Below are 25,819 nucleotides of genomic sequence, written 5' to 3' on the forward strand. Positions count from 1 at the left end.
ATGGGATTTCGATCACGTAAAATAGGTAATACTAAACTTTTCGCCGGCGTCAATAACGAGAAACATGCATTTACTGTAGTCGTAGGTGATAACGGTAGTGGTAAAACAGAGTTGTTATTGGATATATTTAGAAAATATTATTCAAAATATGCTGAACTATACAAACCCAAAACACAAACGGGTAAAGATAGGCTACGCTGGGCCATCAATAACAAAAATGAATATGAAATTCTTACAGATATACTTGGAGTTGAGTTACCACGAAAATTAATCTGCGCATCAACGAGTCAATTTGAGCGCTTCCAAAATGATTTCCGAGCAGATGAATATCCGTGGTTATCTGAAGTATATTCATACATAGGCTCTAAGCCATATATACAAGACTTAAGCCCTTCAGTCCGTATCGCATCAAATGCAATAAAGCAGTTACTCATTCAACAAACTTTTGATCTCCGTAAAGTTAATGCTTTAAAAGGATTCTTAGATGAATTTGGATTTAGTAGTGTATTAAAAATAAAGTTAACTTCAACTATAACAGAGCAAGACCTCCTCATAATTTCCTCCGGAGATATAAAGAATCAAAAAATATCTTTAGAAGCACAATTAAAGCTTCAAACAGCAGCCTACCACTTTGAAGAAACTGATCTTTTAAATCTGCTTTCAAAACTCGAAGCTATTTATACTTCACCCGAGGTTTTATTAAGCCTTAGTAATCAATCTTTAAAGTTAATACCGTCAAGTTCTCAGCATGATATTGAATTTGACAAAAGAGAGTTATCTGATTTACTACGTTCTGGTTTAGCTGTTGTAGCAGATATTGAAACACTCAAAGATCAGCCTTTAAGAGCAAGTTACTTATCACCAAATGCCAAAGTAAGATCTTTATCAGCTCGAAGCTCAGGTGAGCAATGTCTTTTTTTACTATTTCTAGGAATTGTCGCTTCAATTGAAGATAACTCTCTAGTGTTAATTGATGAGCCAGAAATAAGTTTGCACCCTTCTTGGCAAGAACGGTTTGTAGATATTTTAAACCAATCCCTAAATACTTACTCGGGTTGTCATTTTATTATTGCTACGCACTCACCACTTATAGTTTCGAATATATCGACAACGAACTGTGAAATTTTAAATATTCAACAAAATAGTTTATTAGATGCATCAGAGCATTATTTACGCTCCTCAGACTATCAGCTTGTAAATGTTTTTGAATCACCAGGCCACAGCAATGAATATCTTCTTAAAATTTCTATGCATATTTATTCAAAAGTCAAAACATACAAATTTTTTGACGAACTCGATATTAAACAACTAGAAATGCTTAATCGTATGAAACAAAAAATAAGTAACGATGATCCTATATTGGAACTCATTGACTCTTTAAATGAGGTATTTAAAGTTTATGGTTATTGAGTTAAGAGCTGTAGAATACACTAAGGAGCAAAAAGCCCTTATAAAAGGTGTAACAGGGGCTCCAGAATTTAATCATACTGACTGGTCTAGTGATCGTTTAGAGAGCTTAAGATCAAGCATAAGAAGCCATTATCGTGAAGAGCAAAATTTCCTTTGTTGCTACTGTAAAAACTCGATAAGCTTAAGGAATGCGGCAAACTGTCAAGTTGAACACATCGCACCAAAGTCTAAATATAAACACTTTATTTTTAATCCAAAGAACCTTTGTGTGGTTTGCGTTGACTGCAATAATGCCAAACGAGATATTGATGTAGTTAAACCTTTACCATTAAAAAAAGAGAGAACTAAATACCCCCCATCATCTCAATTCTTAATTATTCATCCTCATTTTGATAATTATGATGAGCACTTAAAAAAATTTGGAGAGAGGATTTATTTTCCACTAACCGAAAAGGGAAGATCTACTTATTCTGTATGTAAATTAGATAAGGGATTAGCAGACATGGGATATTTTGACTCAGAAGAGATACTTAGCGACATAGAACTAATGGCCCAGATAATGGATGCAAAAGTCAGGAAAGATACTAAAAAGCTAACAATATTAAAAAAGTTACTGATTGAGTCTATATAATACAGCGATACTGAAATTAACTTTTTACAGTCTCCTCGACCGTATGCACATTTACAACTTGGTTCAAACTTCCCTGAATAACTACCGTGGCTGATATCTTATCTTGAATAGCTTGTCTGTTTGGATCCCAATATATCTGTAAAAACCCCAATAACCCGGTGGCAAAGCCTGCACCGTAGCCGCCGTAGCGACCAAAACAATCTAATAAACCTAATGGCTCGCCGCTTAAGGCGACAACACGGATATTACAAACCTTTTTACCCGGTGTTTGCCCGCGCCAAAGTAAGGAGAACAACGTAAAGTAAACAGCAGCCCAACCAAAACCTAAGCCTAAGTCTTGAATAATACCCTTGCTCCACTGCAAAATACTATTTGTGGTTGTTTGTGCAGGTTTTTCTTCTATTAACTGTGCAGGCTTTATTTCGTTATTTTCACTGAACACCAATAGCTGTAAAAGTACGGTAGCAAGTTGTGGGTTTTGTAGGTCGTCCATTTCTGCTAATTTAGGAACTTCCCCTATTAAATTATCAAGCGCGTTTTGTTGGCAAGGTTGATCACAGCTGTCATCGGCTGTTTGCGCTAAATAAGTGTTTACGTGTGGTTTTTCTGTGGGAGTAAGCTGAATTTCATCTTGTATTTTTACCCCCTGAACAGCCAAACTTTGATCTGCGTTATCGTCTTCTAGATAATCTATGCCAATTGAAAGCACAATAAGTGCGCTTACAAATAAAATACTTGCTGCCGTTACTTTTAAGATTCTTCTCCACACACTCGACATTTTTGGAAGGTATTGCTGAGCCGTACCTTTATAAAAAGCCATTGCAGCGACAAATGCAATTAAAGCCGCACTGAGCTTGGCTGCTAAAAATATCAGTGCAACATCAATAATAATCGCTAATGCACGTCTACTTGGTGTAGCCAAAGGCAAGCCTAGTAAAGCACTGTCAATTTTAAAGGCGTAGGGTGTAATAACTTCTCGGGTTTCAGAATTTGATAATTCTAATTGTTCTATCTCTTTGGCTTTCATTTATATTCTTGTTGTTAAAATAGGTAACCCGGTTAACTTACGCGTTTTTTATTTTTTGCTCAAGATTAACTCTGCTTTATTTTGAAGAAAATCGACCTCACAAATACTAAAAGTTACAACTGTTTACAAATATAAAGTTAACATAATTTACAAAAGTAACTATTGAACATATATTGATGCTGAAACTGCTTTCACACTAAAAATTAAATATATGGAGTATATTTTGAAGTTATTAACTAACATGTTTTTCTTGTTTTCGGTTCTTATTTTGAGTGGCTGTGCTCACCAGATAAGTTTAAATCCAGACACTGAAAAACTTCAGGTTACAGAAAATAAATCAGCATCAGTTGTAGGTTATTATATTTCTGAAGATGATATAAAAAAACAAGTAAAAACACCTGGCGGTGGTGGCGATAATGTTAGTTACAAACCTTATAAAGACACAGAAGCAGCGCTGTATACTGTGCTTTCTAATAAATTTGAAAACGTCTATAAGCTTGAATCATTAACTGATAGTACATTTTTAAAAGATAAGAAAATTGAGTATGTATTCATACCGACAATAACCACGCAATCTAGCTCAGATAGCTTATTCACATGGCCTCCTACAGAATTTACCTTCACGCTAAACTGTAAAACTTTAAATAATAATGGTGATATAGCATGGAATAGTGAAGTTAAAGGTTTTGGCAACGCTGAATTTGATGAGTTTAAAAATGATTTTTCTTTATCTGCAAAACGTGCAACGGAAGAAGCATTTAACAAACTAGTTGTAGAACTTGATCAATCAAATTTATAAATAAGGACAGAAATAAAATGAAGTATAAAAGTTCACTAGGTTTAATCGCGGCTTTATTTTTAAGTGCATGTACCATTCAAGTTCCACCTTATAGTGCAGATATCAGCAACGTTTCTAAACTAAAAGAAGAGTCTAATACACCCGTCTCAGTCGGAACAATTGAATCTGAAAAAAAATTAAATAAGATATCACTTCGAGGCTCTCCTCTTGTTTCATCTGTAGGCAACAGTTATGGAGCATATATTGAGAGCGCTTTAATACAAGAATTAAAACTGGCTAAACTTTGGTCTGGCGTTGCTAAAAAGCAAGTGACTGGCAAGGTTATTGATCAAGATATTGATGTAACAGGGTTCTCAGAGGGGAAATCATTTATAAAAGTAAATTTTGTTGTTTCAGAAGACGATGCAATTTTATTTGAGAAAGTAATTTCAGCTGAACATAATTTCGACTCTTCATTTATTGGAGCAATTGCAATCCCAAATGGTCAACGAAGCTATGTAGAGCTTGTTCAAAAATTACTTAAGAACTTGTATTCTGACGAAGAGTTTATTACTGCAATTAAGTAAGTACTCTCTGTGCAATTAAAACAAATAAGGAGCTGTATATTACAGCTCCTTATTTATATAAATTTAATTTGTAACTGGATAATCGGTATAGCCTTGCTCTGCACCACCAAACAAAGTGTCGGGGTTGTGGCTGTTAAGAGGCTTGCCTTGCTTTAAGCGTGCTGGTAAGTCTGGGTTTGATACAAATGGGCGACCAAAACCAATCATGTCGGCCCAGCCTTGGCTAAGTGCTTTGTCTGCGCGCTCTTTTGTGTACTTGCCTGCGTAAATTAATACACCGCTGTAGGCTTTACGAATGGCGTGTTTAAACTCAACACTCATTAAAGGTGCATCATCCCAATCGGCTTCAGCTATATGCATGTAACCTACACCGGCTTTATTTAATGCCTCAGAAACCGCTAAGTAAGTTTCCTCAGGGTTTTCGTCTACTGTGCCATTAAGGGTTGTTAACGGGGCAAGTCTTACGCCTACTTTGCTGCTACCAATTTCGTCGCTAACAGCATTTACCACTTCAATTAAAAAGCGTATACGGTTTTGCACGCTGCCACCATATTCATCGGTGCGTGCATTTGACTCTGAGTCTAAAAATTGGTTAATAAGGTAACCATTTGCAGCATGAAGCTCTATGCCATCAAATCCTGCATTAACTGCATTTTTAGCAGCTTGACGAAATTCGCCTATGACTTGCGTAATATCTTGTTTGCTCATTTCGCGTGGTAACTGAGTATCTACAAAACCCGGTGTGCCGTTTGTATCTACAAATACTTTTACGTCTTTTGCAGCAATGCCCGAGGCTGAAATAGGCTGCACGCCACCGGTGTTGTCACTATGAGTTACGCGGCCAACATGCCAAAGCTGAGCAAACATCACGCCACCAGCGCTATGTACTGCGCTTGTTACTTTACTCCAGCCTGCAACTTGCTCATTTGAATAAATACCCGGAGTCCAAGCGTAACCTTTACCAAGCTCACTAATTTGCGTGCCTTCGCTTACAATTAGCCCGGCACTTGCGCGCTGTGCGTAATATGTTGCCATTAAGTCGTTAGCTATATCGCCAGGCTGTGTTGAACGCGAGCGGGTCATTGGGGGCATAACAATACGGTTTTTTAATGTTTTACCTGCAAGTTCTATTGGTTCAAAAAGTAATGTCATAATGCCTCCTAAGTTTGATTGCGCTCATAATAACGTAACCAAGCACCTGCAAAAACAACAGAAACTGCAAAATAGTTTTGCTGTATCTGCAATAAAGCCACAAAGTAAAACACATTAACTTTAGGTGAACTAAATGTATTTTATTGACTCATAACAGCACTATTATGTTGAGGGTTTGATGTGAATAAAGGGAATGCATGGCCGTGGATTATCTCGTTTTGTATACACGCTATTGTGTTGTACTTTTTGTTTTCGCAATCTATTAAAGTTGCGCCGCCAAAGGAAAAGGAAAGCGCAATAATACAGGCCTATGTTACGGTTAATTTAGCTAGCCTACCTAGGCCAAGCTCAGTTGTTACAACAACCAATGCGCCCGATATAAAACCTGTAAATACTAAAACTGATGCACCAAATGCAGCGACCTCTAACACTACACCTATAAAAAAAGATTCTACAAAAGCCAAAACCACCACGTTACAAAAGGCACAAACTGAGCTTAAAAAAGACCCTGTAAAATCTCTTGAACCCCAGTCAGCTGCGCCTTCAGAGCCTCCAAAAAGAGCTTCTCAAACATTTAAAAAGCTAAATCCATATGCGCCGCTATTTGGCTCACCTGTAAATAATATGACTCATAAAAAAATGGTCTCCTTTGGTGAAGACAATGGCTCTGCAAGTGATGAGATAAACAATAAGCCGACTATTAAAACGCCAGTAAAATCTGACAACTCAGAAGTTATTAGCCAAAATACAACAGGCACACGACGATTAGAAAAATTTAACGGTAAATGCTATTTAATTGATACTTCAACCGTATTTGGTAGTAATGGCATGCCTCAAGGTAGCGGTAAACCCTGTCCTGAGGATAAAACTGATAAAGAAATTATGTTTGAAAAAATCATGAAAAAATGGAGCCGTAAAAATAATTAGCTTTAAATAAGTGAACAAATAATATGTTTATCCGTACTGATAAGCTTAAAGTATTTAGGAGTAAGCCATGATCACCAAACAACTATCATCACTTTTTGTATTTAATTTATTAGTTGCAAGTGCACAAGCGAATGCAAACCAGCGCTGGTACGTTGTTAACGACTCAGTAATGGGTGGGGTATCAAATAGCCAAGTAAACCAAACTGCTAAAAGTTTAATATTTGAAGGGAATGTATCGCTTGAAAACAACGGTGGTTTTGCATCAATACGTACCGAACTTAACGCGCAAGGTCAAAACTCTAAAGCGATAGCGCTGCGTGTTAAAGGCGATGGACAAACCTATCAGCTTAGGCTCAGAACTACCAATTACCTTGATGGCGCAGCGTACACCCACTCATTTAAAACAGTAAAAAATGAATGGGTAGATATAAACTTTGCTCCGAGTGATTTTATTTTAACGTATCGCGGTCGCGTGCTTGAGCAGCAGGTTATTATTGATCTTGACGATATAAAACAGCTAGGCTTTATGATTGCAGGCAAACAAGAAGGTAAGTTTAAACTTGAAGTGGGTAAAATTGAGTTTAAAAGCTAACCCACCAGCATGTTGGTGGCGCTAAATAGTATAGTCGTCGCCTCGCCTTTTCATTTCACTAATAACCAGCTCAACCATTTGTTGTTTTATTGCTGCTTGTTCTGACTTTAGCTCCCCTAATTGCAGCTCTAACATATCTATTTGATCTTGCTGTTGCGTGTTTTTATATTTTTTTGCACCTAGGTGCTCTGCATCTAAAGTTAAATTGGCATCACTTTTATTTAGCTCATTGGCGCTACTATCTATGGTTAAACTACGTTGAACTGGACTTTGTTTAAGTTTGTTAATTTGTTCTTGCAGCGCAATAACTCGTCCAGTGAAGTGTTTATATACTTTTTCAAGGTTTTTATATTGATTGCTAAACGTAGCGTTATCTTCACTGTATTCTTGCGCTTTGGTATCTAGAAACTTTGATAACACATACTTTGGCTCTTCCTCATTTTCTTCCTCGCTCTTTTCTTCACTCGCTTTTTCAACAGCTAGTTTATCTGATTGCGCTAAAGGTTGAGTATTTGAGCTGTGTACTTGGTATGGAATGGGAGCCGCTGAAACCTTCATTATTTTGTCCCTAAAATAGCTTTGCCTCTTTTATAGGTATCGACCTCGTATTAAAATCCTTGAGTAAATTTTATTGTTAGCTAAAAGCAAAAAGCCCCACTTTATTAAAGTAGGGCTTATACCAATTTATTAAACTAACTCGTTGCTTACTTAGTGCTTTGGTTATCTTGTGAGAGCGCAATAAGTGCAAGTGCCGCATTTAGGCGGATATTTAAATTATTATAAATAGTCATGCCAAACACACCAATAATACAAACTATTAAACCCATTTGTAAGTTAACGCTCATCTCTAGTAAAAAAACAGCTGCAACGAGTAAGCACAGCGCTAATGCATAAATAATAGATTGAAAGGTAAAGTTAATATCACCCTTGGCTATTTTAAGTAATTCGTCTTTATTCATAACTTACTTCCTTGTTATTTAATTTAATCACTCAGACTCAATTGCCAGTAACTCTACTTCAAAAATAAGTACTGAGGCAGGAGGAATACTCCCTACACGCTTTTCGCCGTACGCTAATTGGTGCGGTACATATAACGTGTATTTATCGCCCGGGCTCATAAGTTGTAAACCCTCAGTCCAGCCTTTAATAACTTGATGTAAACCAAAGCTAATCGGTGTTTTACGCTCTACTGAGCTGTCAAACACAGTACCGTCGATTAGTGTGCCGTGGTAATGCACGTTAACTATACTTGTTGGGCTCGGTGTGTTCTCACTCTCACCTTTATGCACTATTTTGTACTGTAAGCCTGATGTGGTTTCGACTACACCCTCTACCTTTGCGTTAGCGGCTAAATAGTCTGCACCTATTTGTGCATTTATGCCTGCTTGTTGTTTTGCTTTTTTACTACTTTGAAATATTAAAAAACAAAAAATGGCGATAACTACCGCCAAAATTATATTAATCATCATTAACCTTTTTCGTTGTTTAGCTTTTCATTATCTGGCTCTTCGTCTTTTTCGTCATCATCGCCGTTTACTATGTCGGCAATCTCTTTAAGACGAGCAAGCGCAATACCGTTTACTGAGTTTTCTGGATACTGGTCATCAATAATATCGCCAGCTTCTATATCCATTAATAAGTTAAGCGCTTGGTCTACGGTTTCAACTGCGTAAATATTAAATTTACCCGCATCAACCGCATTAAGTATTTCATCATCAAGCACTAAGTTAACTTGGTTTGATTTAGGAATGATAACGCCTTGCGAACCTGTTAAACCACGCATTTTACACAGTTTAAAAAAGCCTTCTATTTTTTCGTTTACGCCGCCAATGGCTTGTACATCACCATGTTGGTTAATAGAGCCTGTAAGCGCAATTGATTGGCTAATAGGTAGGCTTGTAATAGACGAAATAAGCGCACACAACTCTGCTAAAGATGCGCTATCACCATCTATGTAGCCATAGCTTTGCTCAATAGCAATATTAGCGCTAAGCGTTAAACTAAAGTGCTGCGCGTATTTATTTCCTAAATAACCGGTAAGCAACATAACGCCTTTTGAGTGAATTGCTTTACCAAGCTCAGCTTCGCGTTCAACATCTATTACGCCATCGGCGCCCGCATAAACCGTTGCGGTAATACGTGCAGGTGTACCAAACGAGGTATCGCCAATGTGCAGTACCGTTAGGCCATTCACTTTGCCAATGGCTTGACCGCTAGTAGCAATAAGTGTGTGGCCTTCTTTTATATCACTGAGCATATTTTCGCTAATTTGGCCGGTACGGTATTGTTTACCTTCAATGGCCTCGTCAATATGGTGCGCGTCAATAACGGCTAATTTGTCTTGTTTTGCGTAGTAACTGGCTTCTGCAATAAGTTCAAGCACATCAGCAAAACGCGCTGATAATTTATTTTGATGCTCAGCTTGGCGGTAACTAAATTTAAGTAAACGCACCATAGCAGCCTGCGTTGCAGTGCACTTTAATGTTTGCTCGCAATACTCGGTTACTTTAGTAATAAACTGATATTGCAATTTATCGCTACTTGGCAAGTAATAATCAAAGTCGGCCAAGACTCTAAATAGCTCTGCAAATTCTTCATCGTATTCACCTATGGTGTAGTACAACTCACGCGAACCTAATAAAATAATTTTAACGTCAAGCGGTATAAGCTGCGGGCGAAGTGTAAAGCTCGTCCCTACTGTGCTGTCTTGATACGGTAAATCGTTTTTAATTTGATGTGTTTTTAACGCAAGTTTTAAACCATCCCACACTTGTGGGTTTGCCATGATTTTTTCAGCGTCCATAATTAAATAACCGCCATTAGCACGGTGCAATGCACCGGCCTGAATTGAGCGATAACAGGTAATTAAAGAGCCTTGCGAAGTTGAGTACTCAATTTTGCCAAATATATTGCCAAATGTTGGGTTAGGCTCGTACACAACCGGTGCGGCGTCGTCCTCTTTAAACTCAACTAAAATATTAGGTGCAAAAAAGTCGGTAAGCATGCCTTTGCGATCAAAGTCTTCTTTGCTTTCTTCACTTTCATCTTCGTCATCGAGCCATTCAAGTACCGCGTCTATAATTTCAACGCGTATATCTTTTAAATAACGCAGTACGCCAATGTGAGTTGCGTATTTATGTTCTAAGTCTTTTAAAAGTGGTTTAGTGGCTTGCTCTGCAGTCGACTTTTTAAGATTGCGTTGTTTTTCTTTTGATTCTCGTTTCCAACGTGGCAGCTCTATTAACGCTTCTATTAATGCATCTTCGAGTTTTTCTATTTTTTCAAAAAATTCTTCACGCAATGTTTCTTCAAGTTCGCCAAATTCACTGTCGCTTAACTGTTTACCATCAACAAGTGGTGCAAACCCTACAGAATTTTTTTCTTCGACTAACGCAACGCTTTGTTCAAGTGCGGCAATTTCTACTGCGGTAATAGCACTGTCGTAGGCGTCATTAAACTCACGGTCGATTGATTTTTTCTTACGCTGATACGCTGGGTTATCAAATGCCGCAGGAAAGGTGTCGAGTACTTCATCTAAAAATGAATCTATGTCGTCACTAAGTTGCTTACTTTGGCCCGGTTGCATAAACAGCGCAATAGGTTCTCTGTGGTCATCGTAATTATTTACGTATAACCATTCGTTTGGCGTTGAGCGGTCTTTTGCGTGTTGTTTAAGTTTGTCTTTAACAAGCGTAAAGCGCCCGTGAGCGGCCTCGCCCATTACATAAACGTTGTAACCCGGCAGTTCCATCCCTAATGAAAAGTCTAAAGCACTTTGGGCGCGTTGTTGCCCTATAAACGTAAGTTGCTCTGGGTATGGATTGCTCATACACGTGTTTACGTGATTAGTAGAAATACTCGGTGCGAGCTTTGAAACAGATAGTGGCAGCAATTTTTTCGTCATTCTAACTTCTTTTTTTACCAGCATATTCGCTGGCCTTTGGGCGTATTAAGTGGCCCGCAGCCACTTAATACTTATATTTAAGGGTGCAGTGCCTTACGACTAAAATAGATTCCATCACACTCAATACACGGTGTAATTTGTGTAGCGTGATAAACATCGTAACTATGGGTGCAATTCTTACATACTAATGTGCCCATGGCTATCCATTCGCCTGCGTGATACACACCATTGTGCTTAAAATCTTGACTAAGAGATTGCCACTCAAGTTGAGTTTTATCTTCTATGTGCGAAAGTTCAAACCAAAGAGACTCTTTAAGCTCTTGCCATGCAAGCGAATTATAGTGTGATTCGTTTTCTTGGACATGTTCTATATCGCGCTGTAAGTAACTTTTGTATAACCCGTACTTTTCTTGTCCTAAATCTTTAAGTGCCTGCTCAGATTCAACAAACCGAGTAACTGTATCTTTTACTTCGTGATCTTTTACATCTTTTAGCCAGTTGGTTAAATCGCTGAGCCATGCTTTATAATCTGCCATTTTATACTCCTTCAAAATTGCTGTTAAATCACCCTATAACTTAGATAAGTATAGGTTAACCTGAACTGAAGGTTATAATTTATCAAAACCGCGTTTTTGACGCTGTGAATAGCACTTTATTTGGGGTATCCTAATGGCAATTTTTTATTAGTTTGCAAGAAGTCTGGAACCATAGATGCAAGAGCAATATAACCCGCAAGATATAGAGTCAAAAGTACAAAGCTACTGGGAAGAAAACCAGGTATTTAAAGTCACTGAAGATGAGAGCAAAGAAAAGTATTACTGCCTTTCTATGTTCCCTTATCCGAGTGGTCGACTGCATATGGGTCATGTGCGTAACTACACCATTGGTGATGTTGTTTCTCGTTTCCAGCGCCTGCAAGGCAAAAACGTAATGCAACCTATGGGTTGGGATGCGTTTGGTTTACCTGCAGAAAACGCTGCTATTAAAAACAAAACAGCACCAGCTAAGTGGACATACGAAAATATTGATTACATGCGTACCCAACTTAAGCAATTAGGTTTTGGTTATGACTGGGATCGCGAAATTGCGACATGTCATCCAGAATACTACAAGTGGGAGCAGTGGTTTTTCACTAAGCTTTACGAAAAAGGCCTAGTGTATAAAAAAATGTCGACAGTTAACTGGGATCCAGTAGATCAAACTGTACTCGCTAACGAGCAAGTTATTGACGGTCGCGGTTGGCGTTCAGGCGCTGTGGTTGAGCAAAAAGAAATTCCACAGTGGTTTATTAAAATTACCGACTACGCACAAGAGCTACTTGACGATTTAGACAAGTTAGAAGATTGGCCAGAGCAAGTTAAAACAATGCAGCGCAACTGGATTGGCCGCTCTGAAGGGTGTGATATTGAATTTAAACGCACCGATAACGACGAAACATTTAGCGTATACACAACACGTCCAGATACCTTTATGGGTGTTACGTATGTTGCTGTTGCTGGTGGTCACCCTATTGCGCAAGAAGCCGCTAAAAATAGCGATGCTATTGCAATGTTTGTTGAAGAATGCAAAAACACCAAAGTTGCCGAAGCAGACATGGCAACAATGGAGAAAAAAGGCATTGCAACAGGCTTTTACGCCACTCACCCATTAACGGGCGAGCAAGTACCAATTTGGGTTGCTAACTTTGTATTAATGCATTACGGCTCAGGCGCAGTAATGGCAGTACCTGCACACGACCAACGCGACTTTGAGTTTGCAACGGCGTACGGCTTAGATATAAAACAAGTTATTGCGCCTGCTGAAGGTTCAGATCTTGAAGTAAACCTAAAAGAATCAGCATTTACCGATAAAGGCGTACTTGTAAACTCGGGTGAATTTAACGGTCTAGATTTTGAAGCTGGTTTTAAAGCAATTGCCGATAAATTAGAAGCACTAGGCGTTGGTGAGCGTAAAGTAAACTTCCGCCTGCGTGACTGGGGTGTGAGCCGTCAGCGCTATTGGGGTTCTCCAATTCCAATGCTTAGCGATGAAGATGGTAAAGAACTTGCCGCAACAGAAGATATGCTACCAGTTCGCTTACCAGAAGATGTGGTAATGAACGGTGTAACGTCACCACTTAAAGCAGACCCAGAGTGGGCTAAAACAACAGTAAATGGCGCACCTGCGTTTCACGAGACTGATACGTTTGACACCTTTATGGAATCGTCTTGGTACTACGCACGCTACTGTAGCCCTCGCTACGACGAAGGCATGCTAGACCCAGCTGCTGCTAACTATTGGTTACCAGTAAACCAATACATTGGTGGTATTGAGCACGCTATTTTACATTTATTGTACTCGCGCTTTTTCCATAAATTATTACGTGACTTTGGTTTAGTAAACTCAGACGAGCCGTTTGACCGCTTACTTTGCCAAGGTATGGTACTTGCTGAAACATTTTATCGTAAAGATGAAAAAGGCGGCGACATTTGGATTTCGCCAAGCGATGTAAACACCGAAACCGACGATAAAGGCCGCGTAACTAAAGCATGGCATAAGGAAGACGGCGAGCCGGTATTCTCATCAGGCATGAGCAAAATGTCTAAGTCTAAAAATAACGGTATAGACCCACAACATGTAATTGCCCAGTATGGTGCAGATACAGTGCGTTTATTCATGATGTTTACAGCACCACCAGAGCAAACGCTTGAATGGTCAGACTCGGGTGTTGAAGGCGCGCATCGTTTCTTAAAACGTGTATGGAAATACGCGGTAGACGTTAAAACAGTAGGTTACCAAGCACTTGATAAATCAACGCTAACTAACCCGCAAAAAGTACTACGTCGCGACTTACACAAAGCCATTGCTAAAGTGACTGACGATGTTGAACGTCGTCAAACCTTTAACACCGCTATTGCCGCTATTATGGAGCTTTCTAATAAGTTATTAAAAGCACCACTGAGCGACAAGCAAGATGTAGCCATTGCCAACGAAGCACTTGAAGCATTAGTTATTATGCTTGCACCTATTACTCCGCATTTATCGCATGAGCTTTGGAAAGAGCTTGATAAAGAAGGTGAAATTTTAGATGCGCCATGGCCAAAAGTTGACGAGTCGGCTCTTGTTGAAGATGAAAAATTAATCATCGTGCAAGTAAACGGCAAGCTTCGCGCTAAGTTAACAGTGGCAGCTGATGCAACTCAAGAGCAAGTAGAAGCCCTTGCGTTTGCAGAATCTAACGTAACTAAATTTACTGATGGCTCAACCATTCGTAAAATCATTTACGTACCAGGCAAGCTACTTAACGTGGTAGCTAACTAATATGGCTGCATTTAACGCCATTAAAAATGGACTAGCCTTAGTGCTAGTCTGTTTTTTGTTATCAAGCTGTGGCTTTCATTTAAAAAAAGCCTCTAGCCTGCCTGATAACTTAAAACAGCTAACACTTGTAGGCGATGACGAAAAATCGACTTTATTCACTGAGCTTAAAAAAGAGCTTAAAGCGAGTAACGTAGAATTAGTATCGTCAGCTAAAGATAAAGCCCAATTGTATTTACGTAAAGAAAGCATTGAACGCCAAACACTTTCGCTGTTCCAAAACGGCCAGGTTGCTGAATACGAGCTCGCATATGGCGTATCGTATGTAGTTAAACGCCCAGGTGAAAAAGCGATAGAAAAACGTTTTGAGCTTTATCGTAATTACCAAGACGATCCGGATCATGCATTAGCAAAAGCAAAAGAGCTTGAATTACTTATTAGCGAAATTCGTGAGCAGGCCAGTCGTCGTATTGTTAGAGAGCTGTCGCAACTATAATGCGCTGCTACGCTAATCAACTACCGAGTGAATTAAATAAAGGGCTAAAGCCCTTTTATTTAGTATTTGGAGAAGAGCCTTTTCAAGAAGCACAGTGCGTACAACAAATTCGCGACAGTGCTAAGCAACAAGGTTTTGATGAAGTAATTAAGTTTACTTTAATGCAAGGATTCGATTGGCAAGAAATCATAGCCCAGTACCAAAGCATGTCGTTGTTTAGCGCGCGTACTATTATTGAGCTTGATTTAAACCAACAAAAGCCAGGCGTTATTGGCAGCAATACCTTTAAAAAAGTGGTTGAACTCGTTAACCCCGATACTATTTTAATTGTTAAAGGCGCTAAAGCTAGCCAAGAAGTACAACGTGGAGCATGGTTTAAAGCCCTTGATAAGCAAGGCGTATTTGTTCCTTGTTACCCGCTTACAGGCACGCATGTAAAACGATGGCTTGACGATCAATGCCAACGTTTATCGCTTAATGTACAAAACGACGCCAAGGTAAGCTTAATTAATGCCACTGAAGGCAACTTATTAGCGTGTTTCCAGGAGCTTGAAAAGCTCTCGCTACTGCACGGCAATGCATTAATTACTCAGCAATTAGTAATGCAAGGACTGTTAAATCAAGCCAAATTTGATATTTTTGATTTAAGTGATGCACTGTTAAATGGCCACGCCAAACAAGCTATAAAAGTATTAAATAAACTTGCCAGCGATAACACTGAAGTCGTGAGCATATTGTGGGCTATAACCAAAGAGCTTAATACACTTATAAGTGTGCAACTTGGTTTATTAAATGGCGAACCTATCGCTAATTTATTTAAACAAAAAGCAATTTGGAAAAACCAACAAGGTCCAGTTCAAAACGCAATTAACCGTTTAAATATGCACACGCTTGAGCAAATAAACAGTGATGTAGCGTTGTTTGATGCCAGTTACAAGCAAGGTAATTTAATTGCACCTTACCAAGCGCTTGCTCATATTTGTATTAAGTTTTGCCAGCCGCTCAACATTCCTATGCCGTGCCACGCGGTTAATTAATAAATAACTAATGGGTGTTAAATGATCGCAATTTTTGGTGGCACTTTCGACCCAGTCCATTTAGGCCATCTAAATATGGCGCAGCAATGCGTAAATGCGTTTAATTTAGATACGCTTTACTTTATGCCCTGTGCACTCCCTGCTCATAAAGCAGCTCCGGGTATTAGTACACAGCACCGAATTAATATGCTCAACGCAGCCATTGCACCTTATCCTCATTTTGAACTCGATTTAAGAGAACTTAATCGAACCGGTCCATCGTATTCGTTGCTGAGCTTACAAGAACTTCGTAAAGAGCACCCCACTACACCTATTTTATTTTTAATTGGTATGGACTCGTTTAACAACCTAGATAAGTGGTTTGAGTGGAAGGCAATAACGCAGCTTTGCCATATTGTGGTGTATCAACGCCCTGCTCAAAATTGCACTGTAAAAGGTGAGCTTAAAAGCTATATGCAACACGCAAATGCCAGCGAAGTAGCAACACTAAAACACTCACTTGCAGGTAAACTTTATTTTTTACCGGGCGAAATGCTCGATGCGGCCTCAAGTACAATTCGTAAGCAGCTGAAAAAAAGTAATAAAAAGAATGAACTATTACCCGATGCAGTGAGTCATTACATAGAAGTGCATCAGCTCTATCAAATTGATGCTTAAAAACTCCTAGCGTGTTAAAATGCGCGCCATTAAATTTTTAAATTGAGACAAAACCTTGGATTCAAAACAACTACTCGCCTTTGCTATGGACAAAATTGACGATATGAAAGCGCGTGACATCGTTCATATTGACGTAACTGGAACATCAGATATCACAGATTACATGGTAATTTGTTCTGGTACTTCTAAACGCCACGTACAGTCAATTGCCGATCATTTAGCAAAAGAAGCACGTCACGCAGATTCAGAACCATTAGGTTATGAAGGTGAAGGCGACGGCGAATGGGCACTGGTTGATTTAGGTGATGTGGTTGTACACGTGATGCAAAACGAAGCACGTAGCTATTACGATCTAGAAAAACTGTGGGGCTAAACGCTCACTCATTTTAGACAATGCTTGGAAGTAATACGTGAAAATACAAATGATTGCTGTTGGTACCAAAATGCCAGCATGGGTAGAAACGGGATTTGCAGAATATCAGCGCCGTTTTCCTAAAGATATGGCCCTAGAGTTAATTGAAATTCAAGCCGGAAAACGTGGTAAAAATGCAGATATAAAACGCATTTTACACATTGAAGGTGAAAAAACATTAGCGGCTATTCCAAAAGGCAATCGTATTGTAACGTTAGAGGTAACAGGGAAAGCGCTGGATACTCACCAACTTGCTAAAAATATGGAAAAATGGCAACTCGATGGCCGCGATGTAAGTTTACTTATTGGCGGACCTGAAGGACTTGCTCCAGAGTGCATTGCGGCTTCTGAGCAAAAATGGTCGTTGTCTAATTTAACATTGCCGCACCCTTTGGTGCGTATAATTGTTGCAGAGAGCCTTTACCGAGGCTGGAGCTTAAATAACAACCATCCTTATCATCGCGAGTAACGCCTTGCCATGCTAAAACATAGACCCACTATTCGTGACCACTCCGCAGAAGCAAACTTATTTGCTAGGCGAGCATTCGTGGGTTTTGTTTTTGTATTAGGATTAGTCGCAGTATTGCTTTCTAATCTTTATACTATTCAGGTAGAAGATCACGAAGACTACCAAACTCGCTCCAATGATAACCGCATTAAAGTTATTCCTATTGCACCCAACCGTGGTTTAATTTACGACCGTAATGGTGTACTACTTGCTGAAAACAAACCTGTTTACAACCTTGAAGTCATCCCCGAAGAGGTAGATGACCTTGACGAATCGCTTGATCAAATAAGTAAAATAATTGCGATTACAGAGCAAGATAAACAAGACTTTTTAAAAGATATAAAACACACCCGTCGTTTTAAATCACAAGTATTAAAAGCCCGCTTAGACGAAACAGAAGTAGCGAAATTTTCGGTTAATCAACATAAATTCCCTGGTTTTAGTATTGAGGCACGTCTGGCTCGTTACTACCCATTTGGCGACACGCTAACGCATGCGCTTGGATATGTTGCCAAGCTTAATAGAAAAGAGCTAAACCAATTAGAACAAGAAGATCGTGCAACCAATTACCGTGCTACATATGATATTGGCAAGCTCGGATTAGAAAAATACTATGAAGAAACATTGCACGGTAAAGTGGGTTCACAACGAGTAGAAGTTAATAACCGTGGCCGTGTAATTCGCACCCTAAGCATGACCCAACCACAACCTGGTAGCGATTTAGTACTTACCTTAGACATTGGCTTGCAACAAATTGCACAGCATGGCCTTAAAGATATGCGTGGCGCTGTTGTCGTTATGGATGCAAAAGATGGTGGCGTGCTTGCCCTTTATTCAAACCCAAGTTACGACCCAAACTTATTTGTACACGGCATTAGCAGCAAAAATTATAAAGCGTTGCTTAACCAAGACCGTCCGTTAATAAACCGTACTACGCAAGGTCGTTATGCACCAGCCTCTACGGTAAAACCTTTAATGGCAGTATTAGCGCTTGAAGAAAACATAGTAAATGAAACAACATCGATGTGGGACCCGGGCTTTTTTGAAATACGAAACGTCGAGCACAAATGGCGAGATTGGAAACGCTGGGGACATGGCCACGTTGATGTATACAAAGCAATTGAAGAATCCTGCGATACCTACTTTTACGATGCAGCTTATCGATTAGGCATTACTAAAATAAGCGACTTTATGGCGCGCTTTGGCTACGGTGATTTATCAGGAATTGATATTCACGAAGAAACTACTGCTATTCTACCTTCAAAAGAATGGAAAGAAGGACGCTTTAAAGAGTCTTGGTGGCCTGGTGACACAATTTCGGTAGGCATTGGCCAAGGTTACTGGACTGCCACACCTATTCAAATTGCAAATGCAACTAACATATTAGTTAATCGTGGTATTAATCACCCCCCTCATTTGGTGCAAGTGATAAAAAAAGATAACGACATAACGCAAATTAACAACGAAGAAAAACCCCCTATTATTTTAAAAGATCCGCGCCATTGGCAAGTATCGTTAGATGCAATGCATAATACAGTACAAAAAATATCAGGCACAGCCCACAAAGCATTTAAAGGGACTAACTACGACTCGGCTGGTAAAACCGGTACCGCGCAAGTAGTTAGTATTGCCCAAGGTGAACGCTACGATGCAGAATCTCTTAAAGAGCGCCAACGCGATAATACAATTTATGTAGGCTTTGCACCTTACAACGATCCAAAAATTGTGGTTTCTGTTGTATTAGAAAACAACCACGGCGGTATTCAAATTGCCCGCCAACTTATGGATTACTACTTTGCAGCCAATCCAGTTAATCTTGCAAGGAACGAGACACCATGACCGCTTTGCACGATAAACGCTCTATTTGGATGCGTATGCATCTAGATCTACCGCTGCTTATTGCACTACTTATAATGATGGCTGGCAGCATAATGGTTGTTTACAGCGCAAGCGGGCAAGAGTCTTCTATGATGATTAGGCACATGACCCGCATGGGCGGTGCGATTGTTGCTATGATTGTTTTAGCACAGTTTTCGCCTGCCACGTTAAAGCGGTTAGTGATCCCCCTTTATTGCGTTGGGTTATTAATGCTAGTCGGTGTACTTTTATTTGGAGTAAGCTCAAAAGGCGCGCAGCGTTGGCTCAATTTAGGGGTGACACGGTTTCAACCTGCAGAATTAATGAAGTTGGCAGTCCCGATGATGGTAGCTTGGTATATAGGTAGAAACAACTTACCGCCTCGCCCGCTACATTTAATTATTGGTTTTATGATTGTAATGCTCCCTACACTATTAATTAAAGAACAACCCGATTTAGGTACCGCTATACTTATTGCAAGCTCAGGTATATTTGTATTATTTTTGTCTGGTTTGAGTTGGCGTTTAATAGGCTTTTTAAGCTCGATTGTAGCGCTTGCTGCATGGCCATTTTGGCACTACGGTATGCACGATTATCAAAAGCAGCGTGTACTCACCTTTTTGGACCCTGAGAGCGATCCGCTTGGTTCTGGTTATCATATTATTCAATCTAAAATTGCTATTGGTTCAGGCGGTATAGAAGGTAAAGGCTGGCTACTTGGCACACAATCGCAACTAGAATTTTTGCCAGAGCGCCACACCGATTTTATATTTTCAGTTTTAAGCGAAGAATTTGGTTTATTTGGCGTATGTGTTTTACTTAGCCTGTACTTATTTATTATTGGCCGTGGTTTATATATTGCTGTTAATGCACAAGATGCATTTGGTAAATTGCTCGCAGGCGCGCTCACCCTCACCTTTTTTGTGTATGTATTTGTAAACATAGGCATGGTCTCGGGTTTATTACCTGTTGTAGGCGTACCTTTACCACTGATTAGTTATGGTGGTACATCGATGGTGACGTTAATGGCAGGATTTGGCATTATTATGTCAATCGCAACAGATAAAAGGATGCTTTTAAAATAATGCGACACACTAATCAGCTTATATTTACCACGTTATTAATTGTGCTTTTAAGTGCATGTAGTAGCGGCTCTAGTAGTCGTTATAGCATGCGCCATGATGCAGCACCACTTAGAGCACCGACTACACTTGAGATGCAAGACGCTATAGTTACCGAAGTTACTAAAAGTGCCAGCGCTAGCCGTCCGTATACAGTGCTTGGTAAAAGTTATTCGCCCATGCTTGATGAGACGGGCTTTAGCGAGGAAGGTGTTGCCTCTTGGTATGGTCGTAAGTTTCATGGTTACCACACCTCAAATGGTGAAACGTACGATATGTTTGCCATGACCGCTGCGCATAAAACGCTGCCACTACCTAGCTTTGTTAAAGTAACCAATACAGCAAATGGTAAATCGGTAATTGTGCGCGTAAACGACCGGGGCCCGTTTCATGACGATAGAGTGATTGACCTTTCGTATGCTGCCGCTTATAAGCTTGGCTATTACACCCATGGTACAGCAAAGGTTAAGCTAGAGGCCGTTACGCTTGCGGGCGCTACTGCGCGTCAAACCTATATTCAGGTAGCTGCAGGTAGTACACTTGCTAACATTGAAGCACTTGCCAGCACATTGCGAGAGCAATACAAATTACCAACAAATATCGTTCAAAAAGACGATATTTACAGATTGCATTTAGGGCCAATAAAAGACACCCCTCATGCAGACGAAGTATTAAAAAAATTAAAACAAAATCAATTTCATAACGCGTTCTTGCTTTACACTCAGTAAGGCCTTTAGAATAGCGTAACGCGAATCTTTAACTTTAACCATTAATGAGTATGATGAAATCTATTAAACAAAAAATCCTCAAAGGTGTATGCGGCCTAGTTTGTACAGCCGCCGTATTTTCAGCCAGCGCCCAAATTATTCCGGCACCACCTCAAGTTAATGCAAAAGGTTATTTTTTAGTCGACTTTACAACTGGTAAAGTCATTGCTGAAGGTGAAGCTGACACACAGCTAGCACCTGCAAGTTTAACTAAAATGATGACCAGTTATGTAATTGGTACTGAAATTAAAGCGGGTAATATTGCCACTACCGATATGGTAACGGTAAGCGAAAAAGCATGGGCTAAAAACTTCCCAGAATCTTCAAAGATGTTTATTGAAGTAGGTAAGCAAATTAGTGTTGATCAGCTTAACCACGGTATTATTATCCAATCAGGTAATGATGCATGTGTTGCAATGGCTGAGCATATTGCTGGAAGCGAAAGCGCATTTGCTGATTTAATGAATGCCCATGCTGCTAAATTAGGTATGAGCAACAGTCACTTTATCAACAGCCACGGCCTTGATACTGACGAGCACTTCACAACTCCTCGCGATATGGCGACACTCGGTGCTGCACTTATTCGTGATGTACCAGACGAATACGCACTTTATAAGCAAAAATCATTTACTTATAACGGTATTAAGCAATATAACCGTAATTCATTATTGTGGGACGAAAGCTTAGATGTTGATGGCATTAAAACTGGCCATACATCAGAAGCAGGCTACAGCCTAGTTACCTCAGCAACTAAGAACGATATGCGTTTAATTGCTGTTGTTATGGGTACTTCAAGCGAACGCGCTCGTAAAGTAGAAAGCAAAAAACTACTTAACTATGGTTTTCGCTTTTATGAAACAATTACTCCGTACAAGGCAGGCGATAGCTTTGCAGAGCAACGTATTTGGATGGGTAACAAAGAGAACGTATCTTTAGGTATTTTAGAAGATACACCAATTACTATCCCACGTGGTCAGCACAAAAACCTTAAAGCTAACTTTGAGCTAGATAACACGCTTGAAGCACCCCTTGCTAAAGGTACTAAAGTAGGTACATTATTCTTACAACTAGAGGGTGAAGATATTGCTCAATACCCACTAGTCACACTTGAAGAAGTGGAAGAAGGCAGCTTCTTTAGCAAAATTTATGATTACTTACGCTTACAGATAATGCAGTAATTTATAGCTCCCCTATTAACTAGGGTAACTAATTTAAACGTCTCCACTGTGAGGCGTTTTTTTTTGCTTGAAAAATGTTAGAATGCGCCCCATATAAGCAAGACTGCTAATTGCCTATCTGTATTAAGCTTCAAGCTTGCATAGAGTCCACACTTTTGTATGAGGAGTCACCGTCGTGGTTCAACCTGTTAAAGATACTAAATTTGATGAGTACCTAGAGTACCCTTGCCCATTTACATTCAGAATAATGGGTTTAGCTAATGTAAACTTAACTGATCAAATTTTAGCTAAGTTACAACCAATAGCACCTGGCGATTACGCCCCTAAAGTAAAACCAAGCAGCAAAGGTAATTACGAGTCAGTAAGCCTTGTAGCAACGGTTACTAGTGGCAAACACATTGAAGAAATTTACAACGTGATCAGCAATATTGATGACGTACGCCATATGCTTTAAGCCATAGTTGAGATTTGTTGTGAACGAAAACACTTTGATCGTACGCCAACTGGGTCGTCAGCGTTATATGCCAATTTGGCAAAAAATGCAGGACTTTACCGACACCCGTGATGAAAATACGCCAGATGAAATTTGGCTTGTAGAGCACGAGAGTGTATTCACCCAAGGTCAGGCTGGTAAGGACGAACACTTACTGGCTCCCGGCGACATTGAGGTGATTAAAGTTGACCGTGGCGGACAAGTAACTTATCACGGCCCTGGCCAGCAAATGATGTATGTATTATTTAATCTACGTCGTTTAAAAATTGGTGTACGTGAACTGGTTACATGGCTTGAAGAGTGCATTATTGAGTCACTCGCCGAGTATGGTATTGAAGCTTACGCTAAAGCTGATGCACCAGGTGTTTACGTTAACGACAGCAAAATTGCATCCCTTGGGTTAAGGGTTCGTCGTGGTTGCTCGTTTCATGGCTTAGCATTAAATGTTAACATGGACCTAAGTCCATTTTTACGCATTAACCCATGTGGTTATGCGGGCATGAATATGGTGCAAACTAAAGAATTAGATGGTCCTCAAAACCTAGAAAGTGCAGGTGAAGGATTGGTGAAACACATGATCAAGAAGCTTAATGCAACACAGGTTAAGCATACTGAAGGGTTTGAAAACGAATGAATAAACCAGTCAAAATGGAACCAGGTGTAAAACTACGCGACGCAGAAAAAATGGCGTTGATCCCAGTAAAAGTTTTACCTACAGAAAAAACTGAAATGTTGCGTAAGCCAGAATGGTTAAAAATTCGCTTACCTAAATCAACCGATCGCATTGACGGCATTAAAAAAGCGCTACGTAAGCATGGCTTACACTCGGTATGTGAAGAGGCTTCGTGCCCTAACCTATCTGAATGCTTTAACCACGGTACAGCCACCTTTATGATTTTAGGTGCTATTTGTACTCGTCGTTGCCCATTTTGTGATGTTGCTCATGGTCGCCCATTAAAACCTGATGCCACTGAACCTGAAAAGCTAGCACTAACTATTAAAGATATGAAGCTAAGCTACGTTGTAATCACTTCGGTTGACCGTGATGATTTACGCGATGGTGGTGCACAGCACTTTGCCGATTGTATTCGCGAAATTCGTAAGCACAATCCAACTATTACTATAGAAATTTTAGTACCTGATTTTCGTGGTCGTATGGACCGCGCACTAGAGATATTAATCGAGACGCCACCAGATGTGTTTAACCACAATCTTGAAACTGCGCCACGTTTATACAAACTAGCTCGCCCAGGTGCTGACTACAAATGGTCATTAGAATTACTTCGTCGCTTTAAAGAAGCTCACCCAGAAGTTAAAACTAAATCAGGCTTAATGGTAGGTTTAGGTGAAGAAATTAGCGAGATTGAAGAAGTACTTCGCGATTTACGTGCACACAACGTTGACATGCTAACTGTAGGCCAATATCTACAACCTTCTAAGCATCACTTACCGGTTAAACGCTACGTGCCACCAGTAGAGTTTGACGGCTTAAAAGCGTATGCAGACGAAATTGGCTTTACTCACGCGGCTTCAGGTCCGTTTGTACGCTCAAGCTACCATGCTGATCAACAAGCAGCGGGTAAAGAAGTAAAATAACTACTTTTATCAAAGAACAAAAAAAGCCGTTAATAATGCATAATTATTAACGGCTTTTTCATGCTAATTGATCAAATAGCTTACTGCGCTAACTTACCTTTAGTGATAGAAAAATCAGCAAACCTAACACGTTCTTCATCAATTCGAAGACTGTCGGTTTCAACAATTGAGCGGTATATTCCCCACTTAGGACGAGCAAAATCATCATCACTAAAGCCGCGCCACATATCTATGTTTTGCTCGCTTATATTAAATATCACTGCGTTGTCGCTTAAGCGCGTTAATGTCATATCAAGCTTACCACTTTCACTAAATGTAGCTTGTACAAACACCTCGACCCATTCATCTGTAATTAAAGACCAGTCGGTTTCAATTAAGTTTCTATCAAGACCCGTACTGTTGCCGTTTTCATCAAACCCCGCGCTATATCGAACCTGTAGTTGATTACCTGTACTATTTTTTTGTGCACCTGAGAGAGTGATAATAGGCTGATCGTCATTACCATTGGTGTTGTCGTTACTCTCGTTACGGGCTTTTATTTGAAAAAAATGGCTAAACTTACTCGTAAGCTCAAGCTCGCTACTTACTTTAAATTTCCAGCTGTATTGAAATGTCTCGCCCTCAAACGCCAGTGTTTGTTGTGGTGATTTATCGTAGGTTTTTATTTCATTACGTTGTCTGTCACTTGCACCTTTGTCTTTATCTTGGTCATCATCTCGGTGGGCTAAAAATATAAAATGGTTGCCAATTATCGTATCGGTATCTTCGATAATATGGACAACACTTTCATGATTGCCAACGTATAAGTCTGGAGATTCAATTGACCCTTCGCCGAATGCATTTTCAATAAGTGTATATGCGTCAAGTCCCGAATCTACACCATCTGATTGTAATAACACGTTCGAGATGTTCTCAAAGCCATCAGCTTGAGCTATTGGTGCACCTACAATTGTTATGATAATTTGTGCGCTAGTACCATCTACAGAGTTTACTGTTATTGTGTCTTGCAGTGTTTCACCCTCATTGAGAGATGTTATTGAAGTATTTAAATCATCAAGTGTGTATGACCAATCTCCACCAGCATTTAAGCTAAAAAAACCATAGCTTGTAGCGCTATTTTCTTGTGCTATAAAAGCAGCCTCGCTGGGTTGTTGATCAGTAATAGTTAATGAGCCTGTTATTGCATCATTACTATTACTAATAACTTCGCCTCGGCTATTGCCACCAATTATTGCAGGAGTTTGTAAAGTAATCGCTTCATTATTTTTTATCGTAGAATCAGAGCCCGAGCTGCCACAACCAACAACTAAACAATATAGAAGTGCGGTTGTAATTACATTACACAGTTTAAGATTATATTTAGGCATTGTTAGCTTTATGGTTAATAGTAAG

General features: G+C 39.6%; 27 protein-coding genes. 19 read left to right on the top strand and 8 right to left on the bottom strand.

What is annotated here, in order from left to right:
• Both WNY98_RS05105 and WNY98_RS05110 read left to right on the top strand, forming a co-directional pair.
• Positions 1-1,410 carry an AAA family ATPase gene (locus tag WNY98_RS05105; RefSeq protein ID WP_170072163.1) on the top strand — a complete coding sequence of 470 codons (1,410 nt, stop codon included), beginning with the start codon at positions 1-3 and terminating at the stop codon, positions 1,408-1,410.
• Complete coding sequence (locus tag WNY98_RS05110; protein WP_342877304.1) at positions 1,400-2,041, top strand: hypothetical protein; 642 nt, start codon at positions 1,400-1,402, stop codon at positions 2,039-2,041. The genes WNY98_RS05105 and WNY98_RS05110 overlap by 11 nt, the downstream gene beginning before the upstream one ends.
• Positions 2,042-2,057: 16 nt before the next feature.
• Here WNY98_RS05110 and WNY98_RS05115 read toward each other — a convergent pair whose 3' ends face one another.
• A complete protein-coding gene (locus tag WNY98_RS05115; protein ID WP_342877305.1) occupies positions 2,058-3,068 on the bottom strand; it encodes an RDD family protein in 1,011 nt (336 codons plus the stop codon).
• A 223-nt stretch (positions 3,069-3,291) separates the two neighbouring features.
• Here WNY98_RS05115 and WNY98_RS05120 point away from each other — a divergent pair, with 223 nt between their 5' ends.
• On the top strand, positions 3,292-3,867 hold the full coding sequence (locus WNY98_RS05120) for a hypothetical protein (protein WP_342875381.1): 576 nt from the start codon (positions 3,292-3,294) through the stop codon (positions 3,865-3,867).
• 17 nt (positions 3,868-3,884) lie between these two features.
• Positions 3,885-4,433, top strand: coding sequence for a hypothetical protein (locus tag WNY98_RS05125; protein WP_342877306.1), 549 nt, complete (start codon positions 3,885-3,887; stop codon positions 4,431-4,433).
• A gap of 63 nt (positions 4,434-4,496) precedes the next feature.
• On the opposite strand, the gene WNY98_RS05130 is transcribed toward WNY98_RS05125, so the two are convergent.
• Complete coding sequence (locus tag WNY98_RS05130) at positions 4,497-5,585, bottom strand: alkene reductase (RefSeq protein WP_342877307.1); 1,089 nt, start codon at positions 5,583-5,585, stop codon at positions 4,497-4,499.
• 180 nt (positions 5,586-5,765) lie between these two features.
• On the opposite strand from WNY98_RS05130, the gene WNY98_RS05135 reads away from it, so the two are divergent.
• Together WNY98_RS05135 and WNY98_RS05140 are read left to right on the top strand one after the other, a co-directional pair.
• The gene (locus WNY98_RS05135; protein ID WP_342877308.1) at positions 5,766-6,512 is read left to right on the top strand and encodes a hypothetical protein; all 747 of its coding nucleotides are present in this window, start codon (positions 5,766-5,768) and stop codon (positions 6,510-6,512) included.
• 67 nt (positions 6,513-6,579) lie between these two features.
• Positions 6,580-7,104 (top strand): CIA30 family protein, encoded by a 525-nt coding sequence (locus WNY98_RS05140; protein ID WP_342877309.1) that lies wholly within the window; start codon positions 6,580-6,582, stop codon positions 7,102-7,104.
• Positions 7,105-7,125: 21 nt separating this feature from the next.
• On the opposite strand, the gene WNY98_RS05145 is transcribed toward WNY98_RS05140, so the two are convergent.
• The 5 genes from WNY98_RS05145 to WNY98_RS05165 all read right to left on the bottom strand — a co-directional run bounded on the left by WNY98_RS05145 (position 7,126) and on the right by WNY98_RS05165 (position 11,544).
• A complete protein-coding gene (locus WNY98_RS05145; protein ID WP_342877310.1) occupies positions 7,126-7,662 on the bottom strand; it encodes a hypothetical protein in 537 nt (178 codons plus the stop codon).
• 146 nt (positions 7,663-7,808) lie between these two features.
• Positions 7,809-8,063, bottom strand: coding sequence for a hypothetical protein (locus tag WNY98_RS05150; RefSeq protein WP_342877311.1), 255 nt, complete (start codon positions 8,061-8,063; stop codon positions 7,809-7,811).
• 27 nt (positions 8,064-8,090) lie between these two features.
• A complete protein-coding gene (locus tag WNY98_RS05155) occupies positions 8,091-8,570 on the bottom strand; it encodes an FKBP-type peptidyl-prolyl cis-trans isomerase (protein WP_342877361.1) in 480 nt (159 codons plus the stop codon).
• A gap of 2 nt (positions 8,571-8,572) precedes the next feature.
• Positions 8,573-11,008 (bottom strand): AAA family ATPase, encoded by a 2,436-nt coding sequence (locus tag WNY98_RS05160; RefSeq protein ID WP_342877312.1) that lies wholly within the window; start codon positions 11,006-11,008, stop codon positions 8,573-8,575.
• Positions 11,009-11,085: 77 nt separating this feature from the next.
• Positions 11,086-11,544, bottom strand: coding sequence for a hypothetical protein (locus tag WNY98_RS05165; RefSeq protein ID WP_024598225.1), 459 nt, complete (start codon positions 11,542-11,544; stop codon positions 11,086-11,088).
• A gap of 175 nt (positions 11,545-11,719) precedes the next feature.
• Here WNY98_RS05165 and leuS point away from each other — a divergent pair, with 175 nt between their 5' ends.
• From leuS to lipA, 13 genes are all read left to right on the top strand, one after another.
• Positions 11,720-14,308, top strand: a complete 2,589-nt coding sequence (gene leuS / locus WNY98_RS05170) for a leucine--tRNA ligase (RefSeq protein WP_342877313.1) — start codon at positions 11,720-11,722, stop codon at positions 14,306-14,308.
• A 1-nt stretch (position 14,309) separates the two neighbouring features.
• The gene (gene lptE, locus WNY98_RS05175) at positions 14,310-14,801 is read left to right on the top strand and encodes an LPS assembly lipoprotein LptE (RefSeq protein WP_010554703.1); all 492 of its coding nucleotides are present in this window, start codon (positions 14,310-14,312) and stop codon (positions 14,799-14,801) included.
• Positions 14,801-15,838: a DNA polymerase III subunit delta gene (gene holA / locus WNY98_RS05180; RefSeq protein ID WP_024598223.1), complete on the top strand. Its 1,038-nt coding sequence runs from the start codon at positions 14,801-14,803 to the stop codon at positions 15,836-15,838. Before lptE ends, holA begins: the two co-directional genes overlap by 1 nt.
• 21 nt (positions 15,839-15,859) lie before the next feature.
• Positions 15,860-16,495 (top strand): nicotinate-nucleotide adenylyltransferase, encoded by a 636-nt coding sequence (gene nadD, locus WNY98_RS05185; protein ID WP_197185862.1) that lies wholly within the window; start codon positions 15,860-15,862, stop codon positions 16,493-16,495.
• A gap of 55 nt (positions 16,496-16,550) precedes the next feature.
• A complete protein-coding gene (gene rsfS, locus WNY98_RS05190) occupies positions 16,551-16,868 on the top strand; it encodes a ribosome silencing factor (RefSeq protein WP_007585564.1) in 318 nt (105 codons plus the stop codon).
• 37 nt (positions 16,869-16,905) lie between these two features.
• Positions 16,906-17,376, top strand: a complete 471-nt coding sequence (gene rlmH / locus WNY98_RS05195; RefSeq protein ID WP_007585562.1) for a 23S rRNA (pseudouridine(1915)-N(3))-methyltransferase RlmH — start codon at positions 16,906-16,908, stop codon at positions 17,374-17,376.
• A gap of 9 nt (positions 17,377-17,385) precedes the next feature.
• A complete protein-coding gene (mrdA, locus tag WNY98_RS05200; protein ID WP_342877314.1) occupies positions 17,386-19,254 on the top strand; it encodes a penicillin-binding protein 2 in 1,869 nt (622 codons plus the stop codon).
• Positions 19,251-20,357 carry a rod shape-determining protein RodA gene (gene rodA / locus WNY98_RS05205; RefSeq protein ID WP_024598220.1) on the top strand — a complete coding sequence of 369 codons (1,107 nt, stop codon included), beginning with the start codon at positions 19,251-19,253 and terminating at the stop codon, positions 20,355-20,357. Before mrdA ends, rodA begins: the two co-directional genes overlap by 4 nt.
• On the top strand, positions 20,357-21,121 hold the full coding sequence (locus WNY98_RS05210; RefSeq protein ID WP_342877315.1) for a septal ring lytic transglycosylase RlpA family protein: 765 nt from the start codon (positions 20,357-20,359) through the stop codon (positions 21,119-21,121). The genes rodA and WNY98_RS05210 overlap by 1 nt, the downstream gene beginning before the upstream one ends.
• A gap of 53 nt (positions 21,122-21,174) precedes the next feature.
• Positions 21,175-22,338: a serine hydrolase gene (locus WNY98_RS05215; RefSeq protein WP_024598218.1), complete on the top strand. Its 1,164-nt coding sequence runs from the start codon at positions 21,175-21,177 to the stop codon at positions 22,336-22,338.
• A 175-nt stretch (positions 22,339-22,513) separates the two neighbouring features.
• On the top strand, positions 22,514-22,792 hold the full coding sequence (gene ybeD, locus WNY98_RS05220; protein ID WP_002958517.1) for a DUF493 family protein YbeD: 279 nt from the start codon (positions 22,514-22,516) through the stop codon (positions 22,790-22,792).
• A 19-nt stretch (positions 22,793-22,811) separates the two neighbouring features.
• On the top strand, positions 22,812-23,465 hold the full coding sequence (lipB, locus tag WNY98_RS05225) for a lipoyl(octanoyl) transferase LipB (RefSeq protein ID WP_010554695.1): 654 nt from the start codon (positions 22,812-22,814) through the stop codon (positions 23,463-23,465).
• Positions 23,462-24,427, top strand: a complete 966-nt coding sequence (lipA, locus tag WNY98_RS05230; protein ID WP_002958515.1) for a lipoyl synthase — start codon at positions 23,462-23,464, stop codon at positions 24,425-24,427. The genes lipB and lipA overlap by 4 nt, the downstream gene beginning before the upstream one ends.
• 80 nt (positions 24,428-24,507) lie before the next feature.
• On the opposite strand, the gene WNY98_RS05235 is transcribed toward lipA, so the two are convergent.
• On the bottom strand, positions 24,508-25,794 hold the full coding sequence (locus WNY98_RS05235; RefSeq protein ID WP_342877316.1) for a VCBS domain-containing protein: 1,287 nt from the start codon (positions 25,792-25,794) through the stop codon (positions 24,508-24,510).
• Positions 25,795-25,819: the final 25 nt, after the last annotated feature.

It is taken from the genome of Pseudoalteromonas sp. AS71 (assembly GCF_038900275.1).
Taxonomy (GTDB): Bacteria; Pseudomonadota; Gammaproteobacteria; order Enterobacterales; family Alteromonadaceae; genus Pseudoalteromonas.

What these genes read in the sequence shown, in the direction of transcription:
- WNY98_RS05105 (WP_170072163.1), top strand. Translation starts at nt 1, where the DNA reads ATGGGATTTCGATCACGTAAAATAGGTAATACTAAACTTTTCGCCGGC.
- WNY98_RS05140 (WP_342877309.1), top strand. Translation starts at nt 6,580, where the DNA reads ATGATCACCAAACAACTATCATCACTTTTTGTATTTAATTTATTAGTT.
- WNY98_RS05150 (WP_342877311.1), bottom strand. Translation starts at nt 8,063, where the DNA reads ATGAATAAAGACGAATTACTTAAAATAGCCAAGGGTGATATTAACTTT.
- WNY98_RS05130 (WP_342877307.1), bottom strand. Translation starts at nt 5,585, where the DNA reads ATGACATTACTTTTTGAACCAATAGAACTTGCAGGTAAAACATTAAAA.
- WNY98_RS05110 (WP_342877304.1), top strand. Translation starts at nt 1,400, where the DNA reads ATGGTTATTGAGTTAAGAGCTGTAGAATACACTAAGGAGCAAAAAGCC.
- WNY98_RS05155 (WP_342877361.1), bottom strand. Translation starts at nt 8,570, where the DNA reads ATGATTAATATAATTTTGGCGGTAGTTATCGCCATTTTTTGTTTTTTA.
- WNY98_RS05125 (WP_342877306.1), top strand. Translation starts at nt 3,885, where the DNA reads ATGAAGTATAAAAGTTCACTAGGTTTAATCGCGGCTTTATTTTTAAGT.
- lipA (WP_002958515.1), top strand. Translation starts at nt 23,462, where the DNA reads ATGAATAAACCAGTCAAAATGGAACCAGGTGTAAAACTACGCGACGCA.
- leuS (WP_342877313.1), top strand. Translation starts at nt 11,720, where the DNA reads ATGCAAGAGCAATATAACCCGCAAGATATAGAGTCAAAAGTACAAAGC.
- WNY98_RS05165 (WP_024598225.1), bottom strand. Translation starts at nt 11,544, where the DNA reads ATGGCAGATTATAAAGCATGGCTCAGCGATTTAACCAACTGGCTAAAA.
- WNY98_RS05215 (WP_024598218.1), top strand. Translation starts at nt 21,175, where the DNA reads ATGAAATCTATTAAACAAAAAATCCTCAAAGGTGTATGCGGCCTAGTT.
- holA (WP_024598223.1), top strand. Translation starts at nt 14,801, where the DNA reads ATGCGCTGCTACGCTAATCAACTACCGAGTGAATTAAATAAAGGGCTA.
- WNY98_RS05210 (WP_342877315.1), top strand. Translation starts at nt 20,357, where the DNA reads ATGCGACACACTAATCAGCTTATATTTACCACGTTATTAATTGTGCTT.
- lptE (WP_010554703.1), top strand. Translation starts at nt 14,310, where the DNA reads ATGGCTGCATTTAACGCCATTAAAAATGGACTAGCCTTAGTGCTAGTC.
- WNY98_RS05115 (WP_342877305.1), bottom strand. Translation starts at nt 3,068, where the DNA reads ATGAAAGCCAAAGAGATAGAACAATTAGAATTATCAAATTCTGAAACC.
- nadD (WP_197185862.1), top strand. Translation starts at nt 15,860, where the DNA reads ATGATCGCAATTTTTGGTGGCACTTTCGACCCAGTCCATTTAGGCCAT.
- WNY98_RS05235 (WP_342877316.1), bottom strand. Translation starts at nt 25,794, where the DNA reads ATGCCTAAATATAATCTTAAACTGTGTAATGTAATTACAACCGCACTT.
- WNY98_RS05145 (WP_342877310.1), bottom strand. Translation starts at nt 7,662, where the DNA reads ATGAAGGTTTCAGCGGCTCCCATTCCATACCAAGTACACAGCTCAAAT.
- mrdA (WP_342877314.1), top strand. Translation starts at nt 17,386, where the DNA reads ATGCTAAAACATAGACCCACTATTCGTGACCACTCCGCAGAAGCAAAC.
- rodA (WP_024598220.1), top strand. Translation starts at nt 19,251, where the DNA reads ATGACCGCTTTGCACGATAAACGCTCTATTTGGATGCGTATGCATCTA.
- WNY98_RS05160 (WP_342877312.1), bottom strand. Translation starts at nt 11,008, where the DNA reads ATGACGAAAAAATTGCTGCCACTATCTGTTTCAAAGCTCGCACCGAGT.